At 62.0% G+C, this 21,454-nt stretch carries 15 protein-coding genes, 2 tRNA genes and 3 rRNA genes; 17 read left to right on the forward strand and 3 right to left on the reverse strand.

Translation table 11 applies throughout. The annotated features are described in order from the left end of the window. Nucleotides 1-418 precede the first annotated feature (418 nt). The 5 genes from ilvA (at nt 419) to L0U83_RS31620 (ending at nt 5,406) form a co-directional block, all read left to right on the forward strand. Nucleotides 419-2,035 (forward strand): threonine ammonia-lyase, biosynthetic, encoded by a 1,617-nt coding sequence (gene ilvA / locus L0U83_RS31600; protein WP_233888131.1) that lies wholly within the window; start codon nt 419-421, stop codon nt 2,033-2,035. A gap of 183 nt (nt 2,036-2,218) precedes the next feature. Beyond that, nucleotides 2,219-3,199, forward strand: coding sequence for an ABC transporter substrate-binding protein (locus L0U83_RS31605; RefSeq protein WP_233888132.1), 981 nt, complete (start codon nt 2,219-2,221; stop codon nt 3,197-3,199). Between the two features lie 19 nt (nt 3,200-3,218). Then, nucleotides 3,219-4,193, forward strand: a complete 975-nt coding sequence (locus L0U83_RS31610) for an ABC transporter permease subunit (RefSeq protein WP_233888133.1) — start codon at nt 3,219-3,221, stop codon at nt 4,191-4,193. Next, the gene (locus tag L0U83_RS31615) at nt 4,190-4,966 is read left to right on the forward strand and encodes an ATP-binding cassette domain-containing protein (RefSeq protein WP_233888134.1); all 777 of its coding nucleotides are present in this window, start codon (nt 4,190-4,192) and stop codon (nt 4,964-4,966) included. Before L0U83_RS31610 ends, L0U83_RS31615 begins: the two co-directional genes overlap by 4 nt. 86 nt (nt 4,967-5,052) lie before the next feature. Next, entirely contained in the window at nt 5,053-5,406 is a 354-nt protein-coding gene (locus tag L0U83_RS31620) for a DOPA 4,5-dioxygenase family protein (protein WP_233889082.1), read from the forward strand. Nucleotides 5,407-5,472: 66 nt separating this feature from the next. On the opposite strand, the gene L0U83_RS31625 is transcribed toward L0U83_RS31620, so the two are convergent. Further along, on the reverse strand, nt 5,473-6,831 hold the full coding sequence (locus L0U83_RS31625) for an MFS transporter (protein WP_233888135.1): 1,359 nt from the start codon (nt 6,829-6,831) through the stop codon (nt 5,473-5,475). Between the two features lie 217 nt (nt 6,832-7,048). Between L0U83_RS31625 and L0U83_RS31630 the strand changes: the two genes are divergently transcribed. After that, entirely contained in the window at nt 7,049-7,360 is a 312-nt protein-coding gene (locus L0U83_RS31630) for a hypothetical protein (protein ID WP_373321149.1), read from the forward strand. A gap of 15 nt (nt 7,361-7,375) precedes the next feature. Here L0U83_RS31630 and L0U83_RS31635 read toward each other — a convergent pair whose 3' ends face one another. Then, nucleotides 7,376-8,404: an aldose 1-epimerase gene (locus tag L0U83_RS31635; RefSeq protein WP_267939623.1), complete on the reverse strand. Its 1,029-nt coding sequence runs from the start codon at nt 8,402-8,404 to the stop codon at nt 7,376-7,378. 196 nt (nt 8,405-8,600) lie between these two features. Here L0U83_RS31635 and L0U83_RS31640 point away from each other — a divergent pair, with 196 nt between their 5' ends. The 5 genes from L0U83_RS31640 to L0U83_RS31660 all read left to right on the forward strand — a co-directional run bounded on the left by L0U83_RS31640 (nt 8,601) and on the right by L0U83_RS31660 (nt 14,652). Further along, complete coding sequence (locus L0U83_RS31640; RefSeq protein ID WP_233888136.1) at nt 8,601-9,689, forward strand: LacI family DNA-binding transcriptional regulator; 1,089 nt, start codon at nt 8,601-8,603, stop codon at nt 9,687-9,689. Nucleotides 9,690-9,874: 185 nt separating this feature from the next. Beyond that, on the forward strand, nt 9,875-10,909 hold the full coding sequence (locus tag L0U83_RS31645) for an ABC transporter substrate-binding protein (protein ID WP_233888137.1): 1,035 nt from the start codon (nt 9,875-9,877) through the stop codon (nt 10,907-10,909). Between the two features lie 14 nt (nt 10,910-10,923). After that, nucleotides 10,924-12,516, forward strand: coding sequence for a sugar ABC transporter ATP-binding protein (locus L0U83_RS31650; protein ID WP_233888138.1), 1,593 nt, complete (start codon nt 10,924-10,926; stop codon nt 12,514-12,516). Between the two features lie 44 nt (nt 12,517-12,560). Next, a complete protein-coding gene (locus L0U83_RS31655; protein ID WP_233888139.1) occupies nt 12,561-13,589 on the forward strand; it encodes an ABC transporter permease in 1,029 nt (342 codons plus the stop codon). A gap of 4 nt (nt 13,590-13,593) precedes the next feature. After that, nucleotides 13,594-14,652 carry an ABC transporter permease gene (locus L0U83_RS31660; protein WP_233888140.1) on the forward strand — a complete coding sequence of 353 codons (1,059 nt, stop codon included), beginning with the start codon at nt 13,594-13,596 and terminating at the stop codon, nt 14,650-14,652. A gap of 49 nt (nt 14,653-14,701) precedes the next feature. Here the strand turns inward: L0U83_RS31660 and L0U83_RS31665 are convergent, their stop codons facing one another. After that, nucleotides 14,702-15,139: a hypothetical protein gene (locus L0U83_RS31665; protein WP_233888141.1), complete on the reverse strand. Its 438-nt coding sequence runs from the start codon at nt 15,137-15,139 to the stop codon at nt 14,702-14,704. Between the two features lie 119 nt (nt 15,140-15,258). Here L0U83_RS31665 and L0U83_RS31670 point away from each other — a divergent pair, with 119 nt between their 5' ends. From L0U83_RS31670 to rrf, 6 genes are all read left to right on the forward strand, one after another. Continuing rightward, entirely contained in the window at nt 15,259-15,510 is a 252-nt protein-coding gene (locus L0U83_RS31670; RefSeq protein ID WP_373321150.1) for a hypothetical protein, read from the forward strand. 525 nt (nt 15,511-16,035) lie between these two features. Next, nucleotides 16,036-17,568 (forward strand): 16S ribosomal RNA (locus L0U83_RS31675). 66 nt (nt 17,569-17,634) lie between these two features. Beyond that, nucleotides 17,635-17,711 (forward strand) — tRNA-Ile (locus tag L0U83_RS31680). Between the two features lie 52 nt (nt 17,712-17,763). Next, nucleotides 17,764-17,839, forward strand: a tRNA-Ala gene (locus L0U83_RS31685). A gap of 299 nt (nt 17,840-18,138) precedes the next feature. Then, nucleotides 18,139-21,019: ribosomal RNA gene (locus L0U83_RS31690) — 23S ribosomal RNA — on the forward strand. A 146-nt stretch (nt 21,020-21,165) separates the two neighbouring features. After that, nucleotides 21,166-21,279 (forward strand): 5S ribosomal RNA (rrf, locus tag L0U83_RS31695). Together the 16S, 23S and 5S rRNA genes with 2 tRNA genes alongside form the textbook arrangement of a ribosomal RNA operon. The last annotated feature ends 175 nt before the right edge of the window (nt 21,280-21,454 follow it).

The raw sequence follows: 21,454 nt of genomic DNA on the forward strand, positions 1-21,454 counted from the left end.
GTCGAATCCGTGAAACAGGCGCGAAGAAATGTGAAATCCGTTATAGCCTTTTATAATCAATTGGTTAGGCGGTATTTTCTAGAATGTTTCACGAAACCTGTTCACTTGAGTGGGGTTAAGTCGCGATTTTTCCCCACATGACTGTGAAGAAATCCATTCCAGGCAAAAAACGTAACAGACAAAACGTAATTTGTAGTGCATTGAGAAAGACGCAATTGTGAGCAATTGACAACACCCGTCCCCCAGGTCATTCTTACACCCATGAACTGCCGCCTTTTCACGATTGCGCTGATTATTCGCACCATTCAACGAATGGTGGGTTAGCGTACGTCTGGCAGCAGTGACAACAACCCGCCCCAAGAGGCGGGTTTTTTGTTTCCGCCTCCTGGCCAAAACGAAAGTGAGTACAGGAGCCGTCATGCAGGTGCATCAAAGTCGTCCCGCCGCCAAAACAACCAATCCCATCGAAGCCACCGAGGTCGTCAAAGCCACCGAATCTGATCAGCCCCGCCGCGACGAAAACGACTACCTCCGGAAGATTCTCACCGCCCGCGTCTACGACGTCGCCCGCGAGACCGAACTCGAGCGCGCCCCGAACCTCTCGGCGCGCCTGCGCAATGCGGTGTTCCTCAAGCGCGAGGACAACCAGCCGGTGTTCTCCTTCAAGCTGCGCGGCGCCTACAACAAGATGGCACACCTCACGCCCGCGCAGCTGGAGCGCGGCGTGATCACCGCCTCGGCAGGCAATCATGCGCAGGGTGTGGCGCTTTCGGCGGCGAAACTAGGCGTGAAGGCCGTGATCTGCGTGCCGGTCACCACGCCGCAAGTGAAGGTCGATGCGGTGCGCGCGCACGGCGGCGCGACCGTCGAGGTCGTGCAGGCCGGCGAGTCGTACAGCGACGCCTACGCCCACGCCGTGCGCCTGCAGGAAGAGCGCGGCCTGACCTTCGTGCATCCCTTCGATGATCCCCAAGTGATCGCTGGCCAGGGCACCGTGGCGATGGAAGTGCTGAGCCAGCATCAGGCCCCGATTCACGCGATCTTCGTGCCGATCGGCGGCGGCGGGTTGGCTGCAGGCGTGGCGGCCTACGTGAAGGCCGTGCGCCCCGAGATCAAGGTGATCGGCGTGCAGACCGACGATTCCTGCGCGATGGCCCAGTCGATCAAGGCGGGCAAGCGCGTGGAACTCACTGAAGTCGGCCTGTTCTCCGACGGCACCGCCGTGAAGCTCGTGGGCGAAGAGACCTTCCGGCTGTGCCAGGCATATCTCGACGAAGTGCTCACCGTTGACACCGACGCCCTGTGCGCCGCGATCAAGGACGTCTTCCAGGACACGCGCAGCGTGCTCGAACCCGCGGGCGCGCTGGCCGTGGCGGGCGCGAAGCAGTACGCGGAACGCGAGGGCATCGAAGGCCAGACGCTGGTGGCGATCACCTCGGGCGCGAACATGAACTTCGACCGCATGCGCTTCGTGGCCGAGCGCGCAGAGGTGGGTGAGGCGCGCGAAGCGGTGTTCGCGGTGACGATCCCCGAGGAACGCGGCAGCTTCAAGCGTTTCTGCGAACTGGTCGGCACGCGCAGCGTGACCGAGTTCAACTACCGCATCGACGACGCCGAGCGCGCGCACATCTTCGTGGGCGTGCAGATCCGTAACCGCGGCGAGTCGCAGCAGATCGCGAAGACCTTCGTCGATCACGGTTTCCCGAGCGTCGATCTCACCGGCGACGAACTGTCGAAGCAGCACATCCGTTACATGGTGGGCGGGCGCTCGCCGCTCGCGCACGACGAGCGTCTGTTCCGCTTCGAATTCCCGGAGCGGCCGGGCGCGCTCATGCGCTTTTTGTCGTCGATGGCGCCGAACTGGAACATCAGCCTCTTTCACTACCGCAACCAGGGCGCCGACTACAGCTCGATCCTGGTGGGCATCCAGGTGCCCGAAGCCGAGGACGCCGAGTTCCGCCGCTTTCTTGCGACGCTCGGGTATCCGCATTGGGAAGAGACGCCCAATCCGGCGTATCGGTTGTTCCTGCAATGAAAATAGTCAGTCGTCCCACCAATCGGGACGTCTGCATCTGAAGCGCATAAACAGCGAAGAGAGTGCAGGAAAACACCAGGCCCCGCAGCAGTGCACGTCAGTATACTGAGCCACTGCTGCCGGGCGTGGTCGCCTCGGGAAGATTGGGCGCCGTGCGTCGGACTCACCTGGAGGAAGACAAACATGTTGCGCATCGCTCTTGGCTGTCTGATGGCTCTTTCCACGATTGTCGCCGGCACGCTGCCCGGCGTGGCGCATGCGGATGCGGCGCATCCCGTCGTCGCGCTGCTGCCTGGCGTCACCGATCCCTTCTACTTCACGATGCATCGCGGCGCGGAGCGCGCGGCGAAGGAAGACAACATCCAGTTGTTGTTCCAGGTGCCGAAGGCCTGGAACACCACGGAGCAGGTGCCGATCCTCAAGGCCTTCATCGCGAAGCGTCCCGACGTGCTGCTCGTCTCGCCCGTCGACAAGCAGCAGCTCATCGGCCCGCTCAAGGAAGCCGCCGACGCCGGCATCAAGGTCATCACCGTCGATACCTATATTGGCGACGGCCACTACCAAACCGGCAAGGGCGACGCCGATTTCCCGCTCTCCTATATCGCTTCGGACAACCTGGAAGGCGGCCGCGTGGCGGCGCGCTCGCTTGCCAAGGCGATTGGCGACAAGGGCACCGTCTATTGCGAAAACAACAAGCCGGGCATCTCCAGCACCGACGCGCGTGCGCAAGGTTTCATGGAGGAGATGAAGAAGCATCCCAACATCAAGGTGCTCGAAACGCAATACAACGAGGACGACGCCAATCGCGCCGCTTCGCACGTCGCGGCGGTGCTCGCGCGCAATCCTGATCTCGCGGGCGTGTTCGGCGCCAACACGTTCTCGGGCGCGGGCGCGGCGCAAGGCGTGAAGAACGCGGGCAAGCAGGGCGTGGTGAAGGTCGTCGTGTTCGACGCCGTGCCGGGCATCGACGAGCAGATCAGAAGCGGCCTCGTCGATATCGCCATCGCGCAGCTTCCCGACGAGATGGGCTACGACGCCGTGAAGTTTGCCTCCGACGCCATCCATGGCAAGAAGATTCCCACCTACAAGGGCACGGGCTTCGTGGTGCTGGACAAGTCGAACATCGACAAGCCGGAGATGAAGCAGTACATCTACTCGAACTAAGTCACGCGAACAGAGCCACATGAACGACAAACGACTCGACAGGCTCGCGCTCGTCAGCAAGGTCTGGCCGTGGCTCTTTCTCGGCACGCTGCTTGTCTTCTTCGAGGCGTGGGCGCGTATCTCGGCGCATCGGACGTTCGTGTTCAACGCGTACAACCTGCAGTCGATCGGGCTTGCCGCAAGCGCACCGCTGTTGCTCGCCATTGGCCAGACCTTCGTGATCATCACCGCGGGCATCGATCTTTCGGTGGGCTTCGTGATGGGGCTCGCGGCAGTGTGCGTCGCGCAGTTCACGATTCCCGGCGGCGAATCGCCGTGGATCTTGCTGATGTCGATTCCGCTCACGGTTCTCGTGTGCCTGATTCCGGGCTTCGTGAACGGCGTCCTAATTGCGCGCCTCGGCGTACCCGCTTTCATCGGCACGCTCGGCATGTATGGCGTCGCGCGCGGCGTGGGCTTTCTTGCGGCCGGCAGCGGCATGACCGTCTCCGTCAACAATCCCGGGCTCGCGTTGCTCGGCAGCGGCTGGACGCCCGTGATCCTCACGGCCGTGCTGCTCGTCATCATGCACTTCGTGCTCTCGCAAACACGCTTCGGTCAGTACACCTATGCGATAGGCGGCAATCCGCAGTCGGCAGTGCGTGCGGGCATCAACGTGCGCCGTCATCTGTTCGCGATTTATTTGATCGCGGCGGCTTTCGCGGCGGTGGGCGGCATCGTCTACACGGCGCGCTTCGCCGCCGGCGCGGCCAACGCGGGCGAACCGATGCTGCTCGATTCGATCGCGGCGGTCGTGATCGGCGGCGCGAGTCTCTTTGGGGGCACCGGCAACGTCATCGGCACGCTGATCGGCGCGCTCATCATCGCCGTGATCGAATTCGGGCTCGTGTTCATCGACGTCAACGCGTTCTGGCAATTCATCGTGGTCGGCATCGTCATCATTCTTTCGGTGCTGATCGACCAGTACAAGGATCGGCTCGGAGGCGCGCAATGAGCGGCGCGAGCGCCACGCCGATTCTGGAGGCGCGCGACGTCTCGATCCGCTTTGGCGGCGTGGAGGCGCTCAAGCGCGTTTCGTTGCGCCTCATGGCGGGCGAAGTGCTTGCGCTCGCGGGCGACAACGGCGCGGGCAAGTCCACGCTCATCAAGATTCTGTCGGGCGTCTATCGCGCCGATGCGGGCGATTTGCACTTCGACGGGCGCCCTCTGCAATTGCGCGATCCACAAGAAGCGCGCTCGCAGGGCATCGAAACGATCTATCAGGATCTCGCGCTCGCAGACAATCTCGACGTGGGCAGCAACATCTTTCTCGGCCGCGAGCCCGTGCGACGGCTGCTCGGCTTTCAGGTGATCGACCGGCCGCACATGGCGCGGGTGGCGCGCGAAGTGCTCGAGCGGCTCGATATCGTGATTCCGCCGCGCAAGCTCACGGGCCCCGTGAAAATGCTCTCGGGCGGCCAGCGCCAGGCCATCGCGATAGGGCGTGCGATTTACTGGAACGCGCGCGTGCTGATCATGGACGAACCCACCGCGGCGCTCGGCGTTCCCGAGCAACGCAAGGTGATGGAGTTGATCCGCGCACTCAAGGCGCAGGGCGTGGCCGTGATTCTCATCTCGCACAACCTGCACGATATTTTTGCCGTGGCGGAGCGCATCGTCGTGCTGCGGCGCGGCGAAGTGGCGGGCGAGCGGCTCGTGGCCGAAACCGATGGCGACGAGATCGTGCGTCTGATGGTGGGCGACACGTATTCGAACGGCGCGCACTGAAGCGCAATGTGGTGCGCTTGCCTGCGCCGCGCGGGCATTCGATGGACAATGTCGGCTCGAACCCTCACCGCAGTCTTGCTCCCGCCATGAACTACCTCGATCCCGCCGATATCACGAGCTGGCACGCGCACATCTATTTCGACGCGACGACGCGCGACGCCGCATGGACCTTGCGCGAGGCGATCGAAGCCCGCTTTGGAGAAATCGTGCAGATTGGGCGCTTTCACGAACGCCCGGTCGGGCCGCATCCGATGTGGTCGTATCAGCTCGCCATTTCGCGAGAGCGCTTCATGATGGTCGTCGAATGGCTCACGCTCAATCACGGCGCACTCGACGTGTTCGTGCATCCGAACACCGCCGATGCCCTGCGTGACCATCGCGACGCGGCCGTGTGGATCGGCCATTCGCACACGCTCAATCTTGGCGCGCTCGGCGGCTGATCGTTGCGCGCATTGCGCCGCCCGGTAGCCTGCGGCGCGGCGCAATGCTCGACACTCGCGCGGGCGTCAGTGCCCGAACGACTCCGTCTTTGCCGCCGGCGATCCGCTCGCCTGCGGCCGCGCGGCCTGTTTGATCAACAGCGCCGCGCCGGCCACGAGACCGGCGACGGCAACCGTCGCAAAGATGCCCGCAAACGTGAAGTGCCGGCGCGCGAGTTCGGCGACGAGGAACGAACCCGCAATGCCGCCGAAGCGGCCGATGCCGAGCATCCAGGCCACGCCAGTGCCGCGTCCCTGGGTGGGGTAGAACGCTGCGGCGAGCGCGGGCATTGACGATTGCGCCGTATTCATCAGCACGCCGGCCACGAACACGACGAGCACGAGCAGGGCCACGTTGCCCGCTGCCTGGCCGATGAGCCACACCGAAAGCGCAGTGAGCACGTAGCACGCGGCGATGATCCGGTTCGCGTTGAAGCGGTCCATCAGCATGCCGCTCAGCACGGCGCCCACGCCGCCGAGCGGGAAGAGCGCCGAGATCAGCGTGGCGTTCGAGGCCGTGAGGCCGGCGTCCTTGAGCAAGAGCGGCATCCAGTTGATCGACGCGTAGAAGATCACGAGCCCCATGAAATACGCGACCCACAGCATCACCGAGCCAACGAGGTACATCGGCGAAAGCACGACGCCAAGGCCCTTGCTTTCGGTCTGCGGGGCGTGCTCCGTCATCGTGAACACCTGCGCTTTGGCGGCGTCGGGCGAGATGCGGGCGAGCGCGGCGCGAATGCGCTCGACGGGCCGGTGATTCGCCACCATGTAGCGCACCGACTCCGGCATGCGCAGGAAGAGCGGCACGGCGAGCACGAGCGGCGTGATGCCGCCGAGCATGAGCACGCTGCGCCAGCCGAAGTGTGGAATCATCCACGCCGCGAGAAAGCCGCCGCAGGCCGCGCCAAGCGGAAAGCCGCAGAACATCAGATTGATCACGGTGGCACGGTTCCGGTCGGGGCAGAATTCGCCCATCATCGTGACCGCATTCGGCATGGCGGCGCCGAGGCCGACACCTGTGATGAAGCGCAGCCACGTGAGTTCGCCGATGCTGGTGGAGAACGCCGAGCCGAGGCAGGTGACGCCGAACAGCAGCACCGAGCCGACCAGCATGGCGCGTCGCCCGAACCGGTCGGAGAGCGGCCCGGATGCGAGCGCACCGCAAGCGAGGCCGAAGAGCGCCGCGCTCAGCACGGGTGCGAGCGCGGGCTTGGAGATACCCCATTCGCCGAGCAGCGAGGGCGCGATGAAGCCGATCGCGGCCGTGTCGAAACCGTCGAGCAGGACGATGACGAAGCACATCGCGAAGATGAACCACTGGAACGGCGAAAACGGATGTTCGTTGATGAAGGTTTGGACGTCGACGGCGCGCGGCTGGTCCATGGTTTTGTCTCCTGTCGACCGAGGTTGTCGTTGTATCGGCTCGCCGTGGCGAGCCGCTTTTTCTGGTTTGCCTTACAACCTCGAATAGTAACCGCTGCGCGGCGTTTGCTGGAGAGAGTCTTCGGGCGCGGCAGGCGGCCGTCTGCTAGCCTGAAAGCAGCACGGCGAGCACGCGCGTGCTGAGAAGCGTGTCGCGTTGCGCGACAAGGAGTTCCAGATGAAGCCTTTCTTCGTCCACGCGGCAATGCCGTCCTTCATGGCTTGCGCGATGCTGGCAGGCGCGCCCGGCTATGCCGTCGCCCAACTCGCGCCGAATGACAACCTGCGCTCGCCGCAAAACAGCCTCGCGCTCATGCCCAATGCGCAGCCCGGCAGCGAGTATCCGACCCACGGCAATCGCCAGGCTGGCGAGATGCCGGTCGGTCCCACCGATCCGCGCGGGCAACTCGCGAACGGCCACCCGAACAACGCCGAGGCGGGCGGCTACGGCGCGCCGTTGGCAGGCGTGCGAAACGGTGCGGGCATGTGAGGACGGTGTGCCGCTTCAGGTCCGCTCAGGTTGCCAGGCAAGCTGGGCTTCGAGCGATTCGCCGGGCGCGAGCACGGTGCCGCCCACGTCGATGCGCTTCGCCGTTCCTTCGTGACGCAGATTGAGCCAGTCCGTCGTGTTGCTGACGGGCTCCGCGCAGAAGTACGGCAGACCAGGCGGACAGAAGACCACGAAGAAGTCGAGCGGCGTGCTCGCGCGCAGCGCGAGACGCCGGCCTTCGTGCGGCCACTCGATGAGCGCCTCGCGGCGCCAGCCGGAGAAGTTGTTGTCGAGATCGAAGTCGTCGAGGATCAGGCCGGACTGTAGCGCATCGACGGCCGGGTGGGCGCTGAGCGAAACGGGCAGGACTTCCGTGTCGATTTCCCACATGGCGCGCACGCGCGCGGCAATGCGCGTGCCGGGCGGGCGCGGATAGTACGGATGGTGGCCCAGGCCAAACGGCATGGGCCGCGCGGCCAGGTTGCGGGCCCACAGGCGCACGGTGAGGCCGCTGGCATCGAGCGTGAGGTGCTGACGCGCTTCATAGCGAAATGGCCAGCCGGTGCCGGTGCGTGAATCGGCCTTGTGCGAGCCGTGGGATGCATGCGCTTCATGCGGCTCGTTCGGCTCGTGCAGGAAGTGGAGCGTGAGCGTATCGGCCGTTTGCGCCTCTACGGTCCAGGGCCGCCGCCACGCGTGGCCATGCAGCGCGTGGCGCAGCGCGCCCGTGCCGCTCGGTAAATCGATCATCTCGCCTTCAAAGCGGAATCGCCCGTCGCGGATGCGGTTGCAGTATGGCATCAGCGGAAAGCTCGCCATGCCGAGCGGATCGCGCGCGTCGATGGCGGCGCGCGTGGCCGGGCGCAGCCAGTGCGATCCCGGGGTCTTGCCGGTTGCGTCGTAAAACGCAGCAATCGAACCGCCCACGTGCGGCGCGACGAGCACGCGCGCATCGCCATGCGCGAGCGTGACGAGTTGACCGTCGTCGAGCGCGTCGGCGTCGAAAGCGATCTCTGGGGGCGAAGGGGGCGGTCGGGCGGTCAAATGAGCGTTCTCCAGTGAATCGTTTTATGACTAATAAAAGATAATATAGACCTTGAAATCGCTGATGATGAAACCAAAAATTGGTGACATACGCCAATTGATGGCCCAAATTATTAGTGCTACGCTTCGGGCCAACAGCGCGGCCCTAAGCGCGCCGCCGCGCCGCGCAGCCCTCCCGCAGTCCTCCTCACATCCGATGAAAAAATCGACGCAACGCCGCCCGACCATGACCGACATCGCGAAGGCCGCGGGCGTGTCGCAATCCACGGTGTCCCTCGTGCTCAACGGCGCGGTGGGCGCCAAGCTCTCGGAAGCGACGCGCCTGAAGGTGCACGAAGTGGCGCAGTCGCTTGGCTACCAGTTGCCGATCCGCGCGGTGCAGACGCCTGCCCCGGCGGGTGAGCGCAATCTCATCGTCTATCTTGCCGACGAAGTCTCGACGAGCCCGCACCCGGTCGTGAGCATCGACGGCGCACGCGATGCCGCGTGGAACAACGGCTGTCTGCTCGCGGTGTTCTCGACGCACGGCAACGCGCAGATGGAGCAGCAGGTCCTGCAAACGCTCGCCATGCCGAACGTACTCGGTGTGATCTACGCGACCGTGTACACCCGCAAGGTGACGGTGCCGCCCGCGCTGCTGAAGGTGCCGGCCGTGCTGCTCAACTGCTACGCATCCGATCACGCGCTGTCTTCGGTCGTGCCGGCCGAAGTGGCGGGTGGCCATACGGCCACTGAATACCTGATCGAGGCGGGGCATCGGCGCATTGGTTTCATCAACGGCGAAACCTGGCAGGACGCCGCGAAAGACCGCCTGAAGGGCTATCGCCAGGCGCTCGCGACCGCCGACCTGCTGTTCGACGAGCGCCTCGTGCGCGACGGCGACTGGAGTTCGGGCAAGGGTTTCGAACTAACGCTCTCGCTCATGCGCGAGCCGAATCCGCCCACCGCGATCTTCTGCGCCAACGACCTGACGGCGATCGGCGCGATCGAGGCGCTCAAGCAACTCGGGCTGCGTGTGCCCGAAGACGTCTCGATCATGGGCTACGACGACCAGGAAATCGCGCGCCATACGCATCCGCCGCTCACCACCGTCGTGCTGCCCAACTACGAGCTTGGGCGCTGGGCCGTCGAGACGCTGCTGCAGGAAGAGCAGAACCGCAGCGCCGGCGCGCCGGTGCGCCACCGCACCGTGAAGCTCGACGGACCGCTCATCGAACGGACCTCGGTGTGCGCGCCCGACCCCGCCTCCCCCGTGAATACCCTCATTAATATCTCCGAAAATTGACTGGTAATATTAGTTGAAGCAGTGGCCGTAATAATTTGATGCCGAGTCTCGTCCGGCATCCAATGAAACAAGAAAGACAAAAAAGCCGCGGCGGGGCCGAAGGCCTGCGCCGTTCATGTCATTCACGCCTTGCGTGGGTCCGGAGTAAGTGCTGAAGCACTAACTCCGGCCGACAGGAGACAGCCATGCGTCATCAACGAATCCAGTCCGCCCTCATTGCCGCCGGTCTTTGCGTTGCGAGCGTGTTCGCCGCAAGCGCTTACGCGCAGTCCGACAACGGCGCACAGAAAGTCCAATCGAATTCCAGTGAGAGTTGCACGAATCCCAAGCCGGGCGGCAAGAAGCTGAGCGACATGGTGGTGGGGTTCTCGCAGTCGGAGAATGAGCAGAACCCGTTCCGGGCGACCGAAACCGCCTCGGTGCGCGCGGCGGCGAAGGAAGCCGGCGTGAAGCGCCTCCTCTATACGAACGCGAACGCGAATCAGGCCAAGCAGGTCGCCGACATCGAAAGCATGATCAATCAGGGCGCCGAGGCGCTCATCATTGCGCCTAACGACTCCACCGGCTTGCAGCCCGCGCTCGCACAGGCGCGCGCGAAGGGCATTCCCGTCGTGACGATTGACCGGCAGACGGCGGGTACGGTGTGCGACGACTTCATCACGTTCCTTGGCTCCGACTTCTACAAGCAGGGCGAGCGCGCGGCGAAGGCGCTGGCCGACGCCACGGGCGGCAAGGCGATCATCGCCGAGATCCAGGGCGGCTACGGCAACACGGTGGAAAGCCAGCGCACAGACGGCTTCGCGAATGGCCTCAAGCCTTATCCCGGCATGAAGATCGTCGCGGCGCAGACCGCCAACTGGTCGACCACCGAGGCACAGAAGGTGATGGAGCAGATCCTGCTCGCGCACCCGGACGTCAACGCCGTCTATACCCACGCCGACACGATGACGGTCGGTGCGATCAAGGCGTTGCGCCAGGCCGGCAAGCTCAACGGCGTGAAGATCGTCTCGATCGACGGCACAAAGGAGATCGTCACGGATATCTCGAACGGCATCGTCGCCGCCGATGTCGAGACGAACCCGCGCTTCGGTCCGCTCGCCTTCAAGTCGCTGGAAGACTATCTCGCGGGCAAGCCGGTGCCGCAAAAGCAGATCATGGACGACGCGCTCTTCGACCGGACCAACGCGCAGCCTTCGCTCGCGCAGGGCAAGGTCTACTGAGCCGCGCCCGCAAGATGACGACGAGCGTCCCCGCACATCGCGCCGACACCGCGATGGCCATCCCGCGCGCCGTGCTCGAAACGCACGGCGTTTCGAAGACCTTCGGCGTGGTGCGCGCGCTGCGCGACGTCTCGCTCACGCTGCGCGCGGGCGAGGTGCACGGACTCGTGGGCGAGAACGGTGCGGGCAAGTCCACGCTGATCAAGGTTCTCACCGGCTTTCATCAGCCCGACTCGGGCGCGCTCACGCTCGACGGCACGGACGTCGCGTTCGACAGTCCGCGAGCGGCGCAGGGCGCGGGCGTGTGCGCCGTGTATCAGGAGATCAACCTGATACCCGAGCGCAGCGTGGCGGACAACATCTTTCTGTGCCACGAACCGAAACGGTTCGGCATCCTGATCGACAGGAAGCGCATGCTCGAGCGCGCCGCCGACATCGTGCAGCGCTACCGGCTCGCGGTCGACCCGGCCGCGCGTCTCGGTTCGCTCGGGCTCGGCGCGCAGCAGATGGTGGCGATTGCGCGCGGCGTTTCGCTAGGCGCGCGCGTGCTGATCCTCGATGAGCCGACTTCGGCCCTGAGCGGCGCGGAAGTGGACGTATTGTTCGAAGTCGTCGATCGCCTGCGCGCCGAGGGCATTGCGCTGCTGTTCGTGAGTCATCGGCTTTCCGAATGCTACCGGCTGTGCGATCGCTTCACGGTGATGCGCGACGGCGCCGTGGTCCGCACGGGCACGCCTGAAGAACTCCCGCGTGCGGCATTGATCGCAGCCATGCTGGGTCGCGAGAGCGCGGGCGAGCATGCGTGGGCCGAGCGCTCGGGCAACGCCGATGCCGATGCCAACGCGACGCCAGCGCTGGCCGTCGATCATTTGCAGTGGGGCAACCGCGTGCGCGACGTGTCGCTGCGGGTGGCGCGCAAGGAGATCGTCGGCCTGGCCGGCCTGCTCGGCTCGGGCCGCACGGAAACGCTCAAAACGATTTTCGGCGCGCAGAAGGCCGATGGCGGCGAAGTGGATATCGCAGGCCGCGCGCTCACGCATGCGAGCCCGGCGCGCTCGATCGGGCGCGGCCTCGCGTTCCTTTCGGAAGACCGCCGCGCCGAAGGCATCTTCCCGCGTTTGTCGGTGCGCGAGAACATCGTCGCGAGCCTGCTGCCGCGCATTTCGCGCTTCGGCTTCATCTCGCGTGCGAAGGAGGCGCAGGTGGTGCGCGAGTCGATCGAGCGGCTCGGCATCAAGACGGCCGGTCCCGGCGCGCTCATCACGACGCTCTCGGGCGGCAATCAGCAAAAGGCGCTGATCGCGCGCTGCCTCTCGACCCGCCCAACGGTGCTGCTGCTCGACGATCCCACGCGCGGCATCGACGTCGGCGCGAAGGAGGAGGTGCATCGCGTCGTGCAGGAACTGGCCCGGGACGGGCTTGCGGTGGTGGTCACGTCGTCCGAGATGGAGGAGTTGCTCGCGCTGACCGACCGCCTTGTCGTGCTCAATGAAGGCGCGACCGAGGGCGGCATGCCAACCGCGGGCGCGCACCCCGACGACGTGCTCGCCGTGCTGGCCGGCGCTGGATCTGGCAACGGCGCTGACTGCGGCGGCGGCTTCGCGTGAGCAACCGCGCACCCAACCCGCCACAATCCACGACACCCACTCCGATGGCGACCAACCTTGAATCGAACGAGGCAAGCTTGAGCCCCTCGAATTCGTCGAATTCCACGAACCGTTCCACCTCGTCCGTGTCAGGCGCCGCGTCGCGCATGCAGACCTGGCGCACCGTGTTGCGCGAGCACAGCGTGTACTTCGCGCTCGCCGCGCTCGTGGTGTTCAATCTGGTCGTCACACCCGGCTTCTCGAATCCCTTTGCCGCGCGCAGCCTGCTGTTCGAGGCAGCGCCGATCGTCTTGATCGCGCTTGGCCAGAATCTCGCGATCGCGACTCGCGGCATTGATCTCTCCGTGGGATCGGTGATGGCGCTCGCCAGCGCGTCGATCGCCGTGTTCCTGCCGTATGGCGAGGGCCCGGCGCTCGTGGGTGCGGTCGCGGTGGGCGCCATGGTCGGCTTGTGCAACGGGTTCCTCGTGGCGCTGCTCGCCATCGACCCGCTGATCTCGAGCCTCGCGTTGCTGGTCGCCGCACGCGGGCTTGCGCAGGCGCTGCTGGGCGGCTCGCGCGTGAATTTGCCCGACACACCGGCGTTCGATCTGCTCGGCGCGGGCGCGGTCGGCCCGCTGCCGATCGTCATGCTGATCGCGCTTGGGCTCGCGGTCGTGGTGGCGTTCGTGGTGCGGCGCACGACCTTCGGGCGCTACGCGATTCTCGTGGGCGCGAGTCGTGGCGCTGCGTTCCTCGCGGGCATCCCAGTGCGGCGCACGCTCTTTCTGGTCTATGCGGTGAGCGGCACGCTTGCCGGGCTCGCGGGCGTGTTCGCTTCGTCGCGGCTCGGCGCGGCGGATCCGAACTACGTGGGTGTGAACTTCGAACTCGATGCGATTGCCGCCTCCGTCATCGGGGGGACGCCGCTTTCGGGCGGGCGCATCTCGATCGTCGGCGCGGTGTTCGGCGTGTTGCTGCTCCAGGTGCTCGACGCGAGCTTCATCATGAACAACATCAGCTTCACGTACGCGCAGATCCTCAAGGCGGTGTTCATCGTCGTCGCGCTCTATCTGCAACGCTCTGGAGGCTGACGCGATGCAAAAGCCCACGCAATCCGCGGTAGAAGCCGTCGCCGCACCGGGCGCGAATCGGCGCGCGCAACTGATCGCGCTCGTGCAGTCGCGCGGGGCGATCGCGATGCTCGTGGTCGTCGCGCTCGTGGCTGGCATGGTATTTCCCGACTTCCTGCGCCCCGCGAACCTCGCCGACATCGCCTCGAACGGTGCGTTTCTCGGGCTCGTCGCCGTGGGGCAAAGCATCGTCATCATCCTGGGCGGATTCGATCTTTCCGTCGGGTCGATGGTCGGACTCGGCACGGTGCTGGCCGCCTATGCCGCGCCCTATGGGTGGGGCGCCGCGATGCTCGCGCCGGTGGCCGCGGGTTTCGCCGTGGGTCTGGTGAATGGCGTGTTGATCGCCCGCGCGCGCATGGCGCCGTTCATCGTTACGCTCGCAGCGCTGCTTGGGCTCAAGGGGCTCGCGCTCGTGCTCGCGAGCCAGGATCTGCTCATCGCGAATCCGGGGTTCTTCGCGCGCATCGCCAATGGCTCGGTGTTTGGCGTCAACAATCTCATTTGGGTGCTGGTGGTGGTTTATGCGCTCGGCGGCGCGCTGCTCAATCACACGCGCTTTGGCGCGGCGATTTTCGCGATCGGCGGAAACGAAGAGGCGGCGCGCATGCTGGGCGTGCGTGTGGAGCGCGTGAAGATCCTCGCCTATGGATTGTCCGGCGCGCTGGCCGGTCTCTCGGGGGCGCTGCTCGCCTCGCATCTGGATTCGGGGTTGTCGGCGGCGGGGACCGGCTATGAATTGCAGTCGATCGCCGCAGCCGTGATCGGCGGCGTGTTGCTCACGGGCGGCGTGGGAACGATGGCCGGACCGCTGGCCGGCGTGCTGCTTCTCGGTGTCATCGACAATGTGATCAATCAGGTCGGCACGCTGAGCCCTTACTATCAGAACCTCGCGAGCGGTGCGTTCCTGCTCGCCGCGGTGATCGTGCAGACCGTGCTCACCGGCCGCCGACATGGCGCCGCGCGGGCTGCGGGCGCGACGCGGCGGCGCGCGGTCGCGGGCTCCTGGTGGACGGCGTCTTGATCTGCCGGTTCCGCATGGGGTTGTCGAACCCGTTCGGCAGACCGCACGCCTATTGATGGGAAACGCTCAGCTTCACGCGCGTTGAGCCGTCGGTTTGTGCTGTGATCTCGGTTCGGCTCCCGCGCTGCCCAAGATAGAAGTGCTGACGGCCCGGCGAGTTCACGTCGTGGGTTGCGTCGGGCAGACACGAGGCGATGTCGGCGCCGACCCCTTCGAGCGCATTCGTCCCCGATCCTGCGTCGCGTGCGCTCCAGGCGCACTGAAAACTCCCGCCGCTCGTTACGCATTGCGCGTCGTCGCCATAGGGTTGCGCGACCGCGCGTCCGTCGTCGGGACTCAGTGAGGCGAAATGCTGCGGTGCAGCCGCGACGATCCGCTTTAGGGCTGCGCAGGGGCTTGCACTGTCGTCCGCGTGCGCAGCCAGGGGGACGCCTGGTATGACAATAGCCGAGCAAAGCGCGACGATTCGGATGATCGGTAGGTCCATGGCGTTCCGCTGCGTGAGAGCAGCGCCTCATCGTGGCAAATGAGGGTAGCGCTGCAAGCGGCGTGCCGGGAATGGCCCTTGCAAGGTGACGCCGGACCACTCATCACGAGGAGAACGCCATGAGCAAACCGTTCGATCGCATGATGAAAGCGGGCGCGTTACTGATGGGCCTGACGTTTGCGATTGCGTGCAGCGGCGAATCGCGTAACGAGCAGGAACATGCGTGCCGCGGCGATGCATTCCACTTCTGCGCGAGCGCGATCCCGAATAAGGAGAAGATCGCGGCGTGCATGAAGCGGCACTACGATGAACTCTCGCCGCCATGCAAGGCGATGTTCGACCGGCCGGCGAAGGGCGATCCAAAGTCATGAGCGCTGATGACGCACATTGAAAGGAGGCGCCCTGCGCCTCTTTTCAATTGAGTGGATGCAAAAGGGCTTGCGGGCTCGCGATCGAGGCGCTAAGATTCGCCCCCTTCGCCGTTCGATGTCACTGACGTCCGGACAGCGAAGGCCGCCGCGGAAACCGGCGGACGCGGGAGTCGGCAGCTTTTTTAAGCGGTGAGCGAAAAAAAGGGGTTGACGAAGCGAAAAAGATTCTTCATAATCTCGTTTCTCTGCTGCTGACGCAGCAACGCAGAAAGAAGCCGGTAGTTGAGCAGTTGGATTTAACGAAACTGCGCGGCAACTTCGCGATCGATCTTTAAAAATTTACAGCCGATAAGTGTGGGCGCTTGATGCGGTGGCGGCCTGATCCCGTTCTTCGGAGCGGGGCCGGGAGCAGCAAAAGTATCAAGAGTCTCACACTAAAGTAAGTCAGGTTTTTGAATTTATTCAATGACCTGTCAGCTTTGAGTGAGCGACCGGTTCGAGAGAACCGAAAACAGTAACAGGTTTAAACTGAAGAGTTTGATCCTGGCTCAGATTGAACGCTGGCGGCATGCCTTACACATGCAAGTCGAACGGCAGCACGGGTGCTTGCACCTGGTGGCGAGTGGCGAACGGGTGAGTAATACATCGGAACATGTCCAGTAGTGGGGGATAGCCCGGCGAAAGCCGGATTAATACCGCATACGATCCATGGATGAAAGCGGGGGACCTTCGGGCCTCGCGCTATTGGGGTGGCCGATGGCGGATTAGCTAGTTGGTGGGGTAAAGGCCTACCAAGGCGACGATCCGTAGCTGGTCTGAGAGGACGACCAGCCACACTGGGACTGAGACACGGCCCAGACTCCTACGGGAGGCAGCAGTGGGGAATTTTGGACAATGGGCGAAAGCCTGATCCAGCAATGCCGCGTGTGTGAAGAAGGCCTTCGGGTTGTAAAGCACTTTTGTCCGGAAAGAAATCCTTCGAGATAATACCTTGAGGGGATGACGGTACCGGAAGAATAAGCACCGGCTAACTACGTGCCAGCAGCCGCGGTAATACGTAGGGTGCGAGCGTTAATCGGAATTACTGGGCGTAAAGCGTGCGCAGGCGGTGATGTAAGACCGATGTGAAATCCCCGGGCTTAACCTGGGAACTGCATTGGTGACTGCATCGCTGGAGTATGGCAGAGGGGGGTAGAATTCCACGTGTAGCAGTGAAATGCGTAGAGATGTGGAGGAATACCGATGGCGAAGGCAGCCCCCTGGGCCAATACTGACGCTCATGCACGAAAGCGTGGGGAGCAAACAGGATTAGATACCCTGGTAGTCCACGCCCTAAACGATGTCAACTGGTTGTCGGGCCTTCATTGGCTTGGTAACGTAGCTAACGCGTGAAGTTGACCGCCTGGGGAGTACGGTCGCAAGATTAAAACTCAAAGGAATTGACGGGGACCCGCACAAGCGGTGGATGATGTGGATTAATTCGATGCAACGCGAAAAACCTTACCTACCCTTGACATGTACGGAATTCCGCTGAGAGGTGGAAGTGCCCGAAAGGGAGCCGTAACACAGGTGCTGCATGGCTGTCGTCAGCTCGTGTCGTGAGATGTTGGGTTAAGTCCCGCAACGAGCGCAACCCTTGTCCCTAGTTGCTACGCAAGAGCACTCCAGGGAGACTGCCGGTGACAAACCGGAGGAAGGTGGGGATGACGTCAAGTCCTCATGGCCCTTATGGGTAGGGCTTCACACGTCATACAATGGTCGGAACAGAGGGTTGCCAAGCCGCGAGGTGGAGCCAATCCCAGAAAACCGATCGTAGTCCGGATCGCAGTCTGCAACTCGACTGCGTGAAGCTGGAATCGCTAGTAATCGCGGATCAGCATGCCGCGGTGAATACGTTCCCGGGTCTTGTACACACCGCCCGTCACACCATGGGAGTGGGTTTTGCCAGAAGTGGCTAGTCTAACCGCAAGGAGGACGGTCACCACGGCAGGATTCATGACTGGGGTGAAGTCGTAACAAGGTAGCCGTATCGGAAGGTGCGGCTGGATCACCTCCTTTCATGAGCTCATCGCTCACTGCGTTTTAAGCGCTCACACTTGTCGGCTGTAAGAAAGACAGACTCAGGGGTCTGTAGCTCAGTCGGTTAGAGCACCGTCTTGATAAGGCGGGGGTCGATGGTTCGAATCCATCCAGACCCACCAATTGTCTGTGACGGCTGACTGACAAATACGCCCCTTGAGTATGTATGTGACTGGGGGATTAGCTCAGCTGGGAGAGCACCTGCTTTGCAAGCAGGGGGTCGTCGGTTCGATCCCGTCATCCTCCACCAATTCCCAGTGCACAGCGTTCTGCAGAAATACGGCAGAACACTTCGCATTGGCAATTGAGCCAGTCAGAGCGGTACGAAAGTATCGGCTGTCGTTCTTTAACAATCAGGAAGAAGTAGTAAAGAGATTCATCCAAAAATGTCTAGAGATGGGCATGAGTAGGTGAATCAGGGTTGTGATTGTATCAATGTATTTTTAAGTGATCGAAAGATTGCCTTGAAATACGGCGCAACACGAATACTCAACCTGTAGCGCGTGTGAACCGACGCAAGCAATTGCGCAGGAGACACACCCGTTATAGGGTCAAGCGAACAAGTGCATGTGGTGGATGCCTTGGCGATCACAGGCGATGAAGGACGCGGTAGCCTGCGAAAAGCGGTGGGGAGCTGGCAAACAAGCTTTGATCCACCGATATCCGAATGGGGAAACCCACTCCGAATGGAGTATCCATGACTGAATACATAGGTCATGTGAAGCGAACGCGGCGAACTGAAACATCTAAGTAGCCGCAGGAAAAGAAATCAACCGAGATTCCCAAAGTAGTGGCGAGCGAAATGGGACCAGCCTGCATTCTTTATCTGAACTGTTAGCCAAACGCTCTGGAAAGTGCGGCCATAGTGGGTGATAGCCCCGTAGGCGAAAACAGATTGGAAGAACTAGGGATGCGACAAGTAGGGCGGGACACGTGAAATCCTGTCTGAAGATGGGGGGACCATCCTCCAAGGCTAAATACTCGTGATCGACCGATAGTGAACCAGTACCGTGAGGGAAAGGCGAAAAGAACCCCGGGAGGGGAGTGAAATAGATCCTGAAACCGCATGCATACAAACAGTCGGAGCCTCGCAAGGGGTGACGGCGTACCTTTTGTATAATGGGTCAGCGACTTACATTCAGTGGCAAGCTTAACCGAATAGGGCAGGCGTAGCGAAAGCGAGTCCGAACAGGGCGTTCAGTCGCTGGGTGTAGACCCGAAACCAGGTGATCTATCCATGGCCAGGTTGAAGGCACGGTAACACGTGCTGGAGGACCGAACCCACTAACGTTGAAAAGTTAGGGGATGAGCTGTGGATAGGGGTGAAAGGCTAAACAAACCTGGAAATAGCTGGTTCTCTCCGAAAACTATTTAGGTAGTGCCTCGTGTATCACCTTCGGGGGTAGAGCACTGTCATGGTTGAAGGGTCCATTGCGGATTACTTCGCCATAGCAAACTCCGAATACCGAAGAGTGCAATCACGGGAGACAGACATCGGGTGCTAACGTCCGGTGTCAAGAGGGAAACAACCCAGACCGCCAGCTAAGGTCCCCAAATATGACTAAGTGGGAAACGAAGTGGGAAGGCTAAAACAGTCAGGAGGTTGGCTTAGAAGCAGCCACCCTTTAAAGAAAGCGTAATAGCTCACTGATCGAGTCGTCCTGCGCGGAAGATGTAACGGGGCTAAGTCATATACCGAAGCTGCGGATGCGAGCTAGTCTCGCATGGTAGGAGAGCGTTCCGTAAGCCTGCGAAGGTGCGTTGAAAAGCGTGCTGGAGGTATCGGAAGTGCGAATGCTGACATGAGTAGCGATAAAGGGGGTGAAAGGCCCCCTCGCCGTAAGCCCAAGGTTTCCTACGCAACGTTCATCGGCGTAGGGTGAGTCGGCCCCTAAGGCGAGGCAGAAATGCGTAGCTGATGGGAAGCAGGTCAATATTCCTGCACCATTGTTGAATGCGATGGGGGGACGGATCGCGGAAGGTTGTCCGGGTGTTGGAAGTCCCGGTCCTTGCATTGGAGAAGGCGCTTTGGCAAATCCGGGCGCGGAATTCAAGGGTGTGAGGCCAGTCTCTCAGGAGACGAAGCAACTGGAAGTGGTTCCAAGAAAAGCCTCTAAGCTTCAGTTCAGCAGTGACCGTACCGCAAACCGACACAGGTGGGCGAGATGAGTATTCTAAGGCGCTTGAGAGAACTCGGGAGAAGGAACTCGGCAAATTGGTACCGTAACTTCGGGATAAGGTACGCCCCTGTAGCTTGACTGGCCTGCGCCAGAAGGGTGAAGGGGTTGCAATAAACTGGTGGCTGCGACTGTTTAATAAAAACACAGCACTCTGCAAACACGAAAGTGGACGTATAGGGTGTGACGCCTGCCCGGTGCCGGAAGATTAAATGATGGGGTGCAAGCTCTTGATTGAAGTCCCGGTAAACGGCGGCCGTAACTATAACGGTCCTAAGGTAGCGAAATTCCTTGTCGGGTAAGTTCCGACCTGCACGAATGGCGTAACGATGGCCACACTGTCTCCTCCCGAGACTCAGCGAAGTTGAAGTGTTTGTGATGATGCAATCTCCCCGCGGCTAGACGGAAAGACCCCATGAACCTTTACTGTAGCTTTGCATTGGACTTTGAACCGGTTTGTGTAGGATAGGTGGGAGGCTGTGAAGTGTGGACGCTAGTCTGCATGGAGCCGTCCTTGAAATACCACCCTGATCTGTTTGAGGTTCTAACCTTGGTCCGTGATCCGGATCGGGGACAGTGCATGGTAGGCAGTTTGACTGGGGCGGTCTCCTCCCAAAGGGTAACGGAGGAGTACGAAGGTACGCTAGGTACGGTCGGAAATCGTGCTGATAGTGCAATGGCATAAGCGTGCTTGACTGTGAGACTCACAAGTCGAACAGGTGCGAAAGCAGGTCATAGTGATCCGGTGGTTCTGTATGGAAGGGCCATCGCTCAACGGATAAAAGGTACTCTGGGGATAACAGGCTGATACCGCCCAAGAGTTCATATCGACGGCGGTGTTTGGCACCTCGATGTCGGCTCATCTCATCCTGGGGCTGTAGCCGGTCCCAAGGGTATGGCTGTTCGCCATTTAAAGAGGTACGTGAGCTGGGTTTAAAACGTCGTGAGACAGTTTGGTCCCTATCTGCCGTGGGCGCTGGAAGTTTGAGGGGGCCTGCTCCTAGTACGAGAGGACCGGAGTGGACGAACCTCTGGTGTACCGGTTGTGACGCCAGTCGCATCGCCGGGTAGCTATGTTCGGAAGAGATAACCGCTGAAAGCATCTAAGCGGGAAACTCGCCTCAAGATGAGACTTCCCCGGGGACTAGATCCCCTTGAAGGGTCGTTCGAGACCAGGACGTTGATAGGTCAGGTGTGGAAGCGCAGTAATGCGTTAAGCTAACTGATACTAATTGCCCGTAAGGCTTGATCCTATAACAGGTGTGTTTCAGACACGCATGGTTGAGTGATCACGTGTTGTGCCGATCCAAACAACACAACCCCAATTCAGCAACACCCTCTTTACGCTTCTTCCAGATTGGCTGTGGCGCCTGCAAAGGCGACGCAGCAACCCGTCATGCCTGATGACCATAGCGAGTTGGTCCCACCCCTTCCCATCCCGAACAGGACCGTGAAACAACTCCACGCCGATGATAGTGCGGATTGCCCGTGTGAAAGTAGGTAATCGTCAGGCTCCTCATGCTGCAACGTCCAGAACCCCGGTGTCTCCGAAAGAGAACCGGGGTTCTGGCGTTTGGGCGGCGGCCACGTGTAGAACTGTTACGCCTTTTCCCTGACGAATCCTTGCCCTTCGTGCAAATCGCCCTGCCGCGCGCAAAAGAGATATGCGTCTGTCCGGTAATTGCCGC

This window comes from Paraburkholderia flagellata (assembly GCF_021390645.1).
In the GTDB taxonomy this organism is placed as follows: Bacteria; Pseudomonadota; Gammaproteobacteria; order Burkholderiales; family Burkholderiaceae; genus Paraburkholderia; species Paraburkholderia flagellata.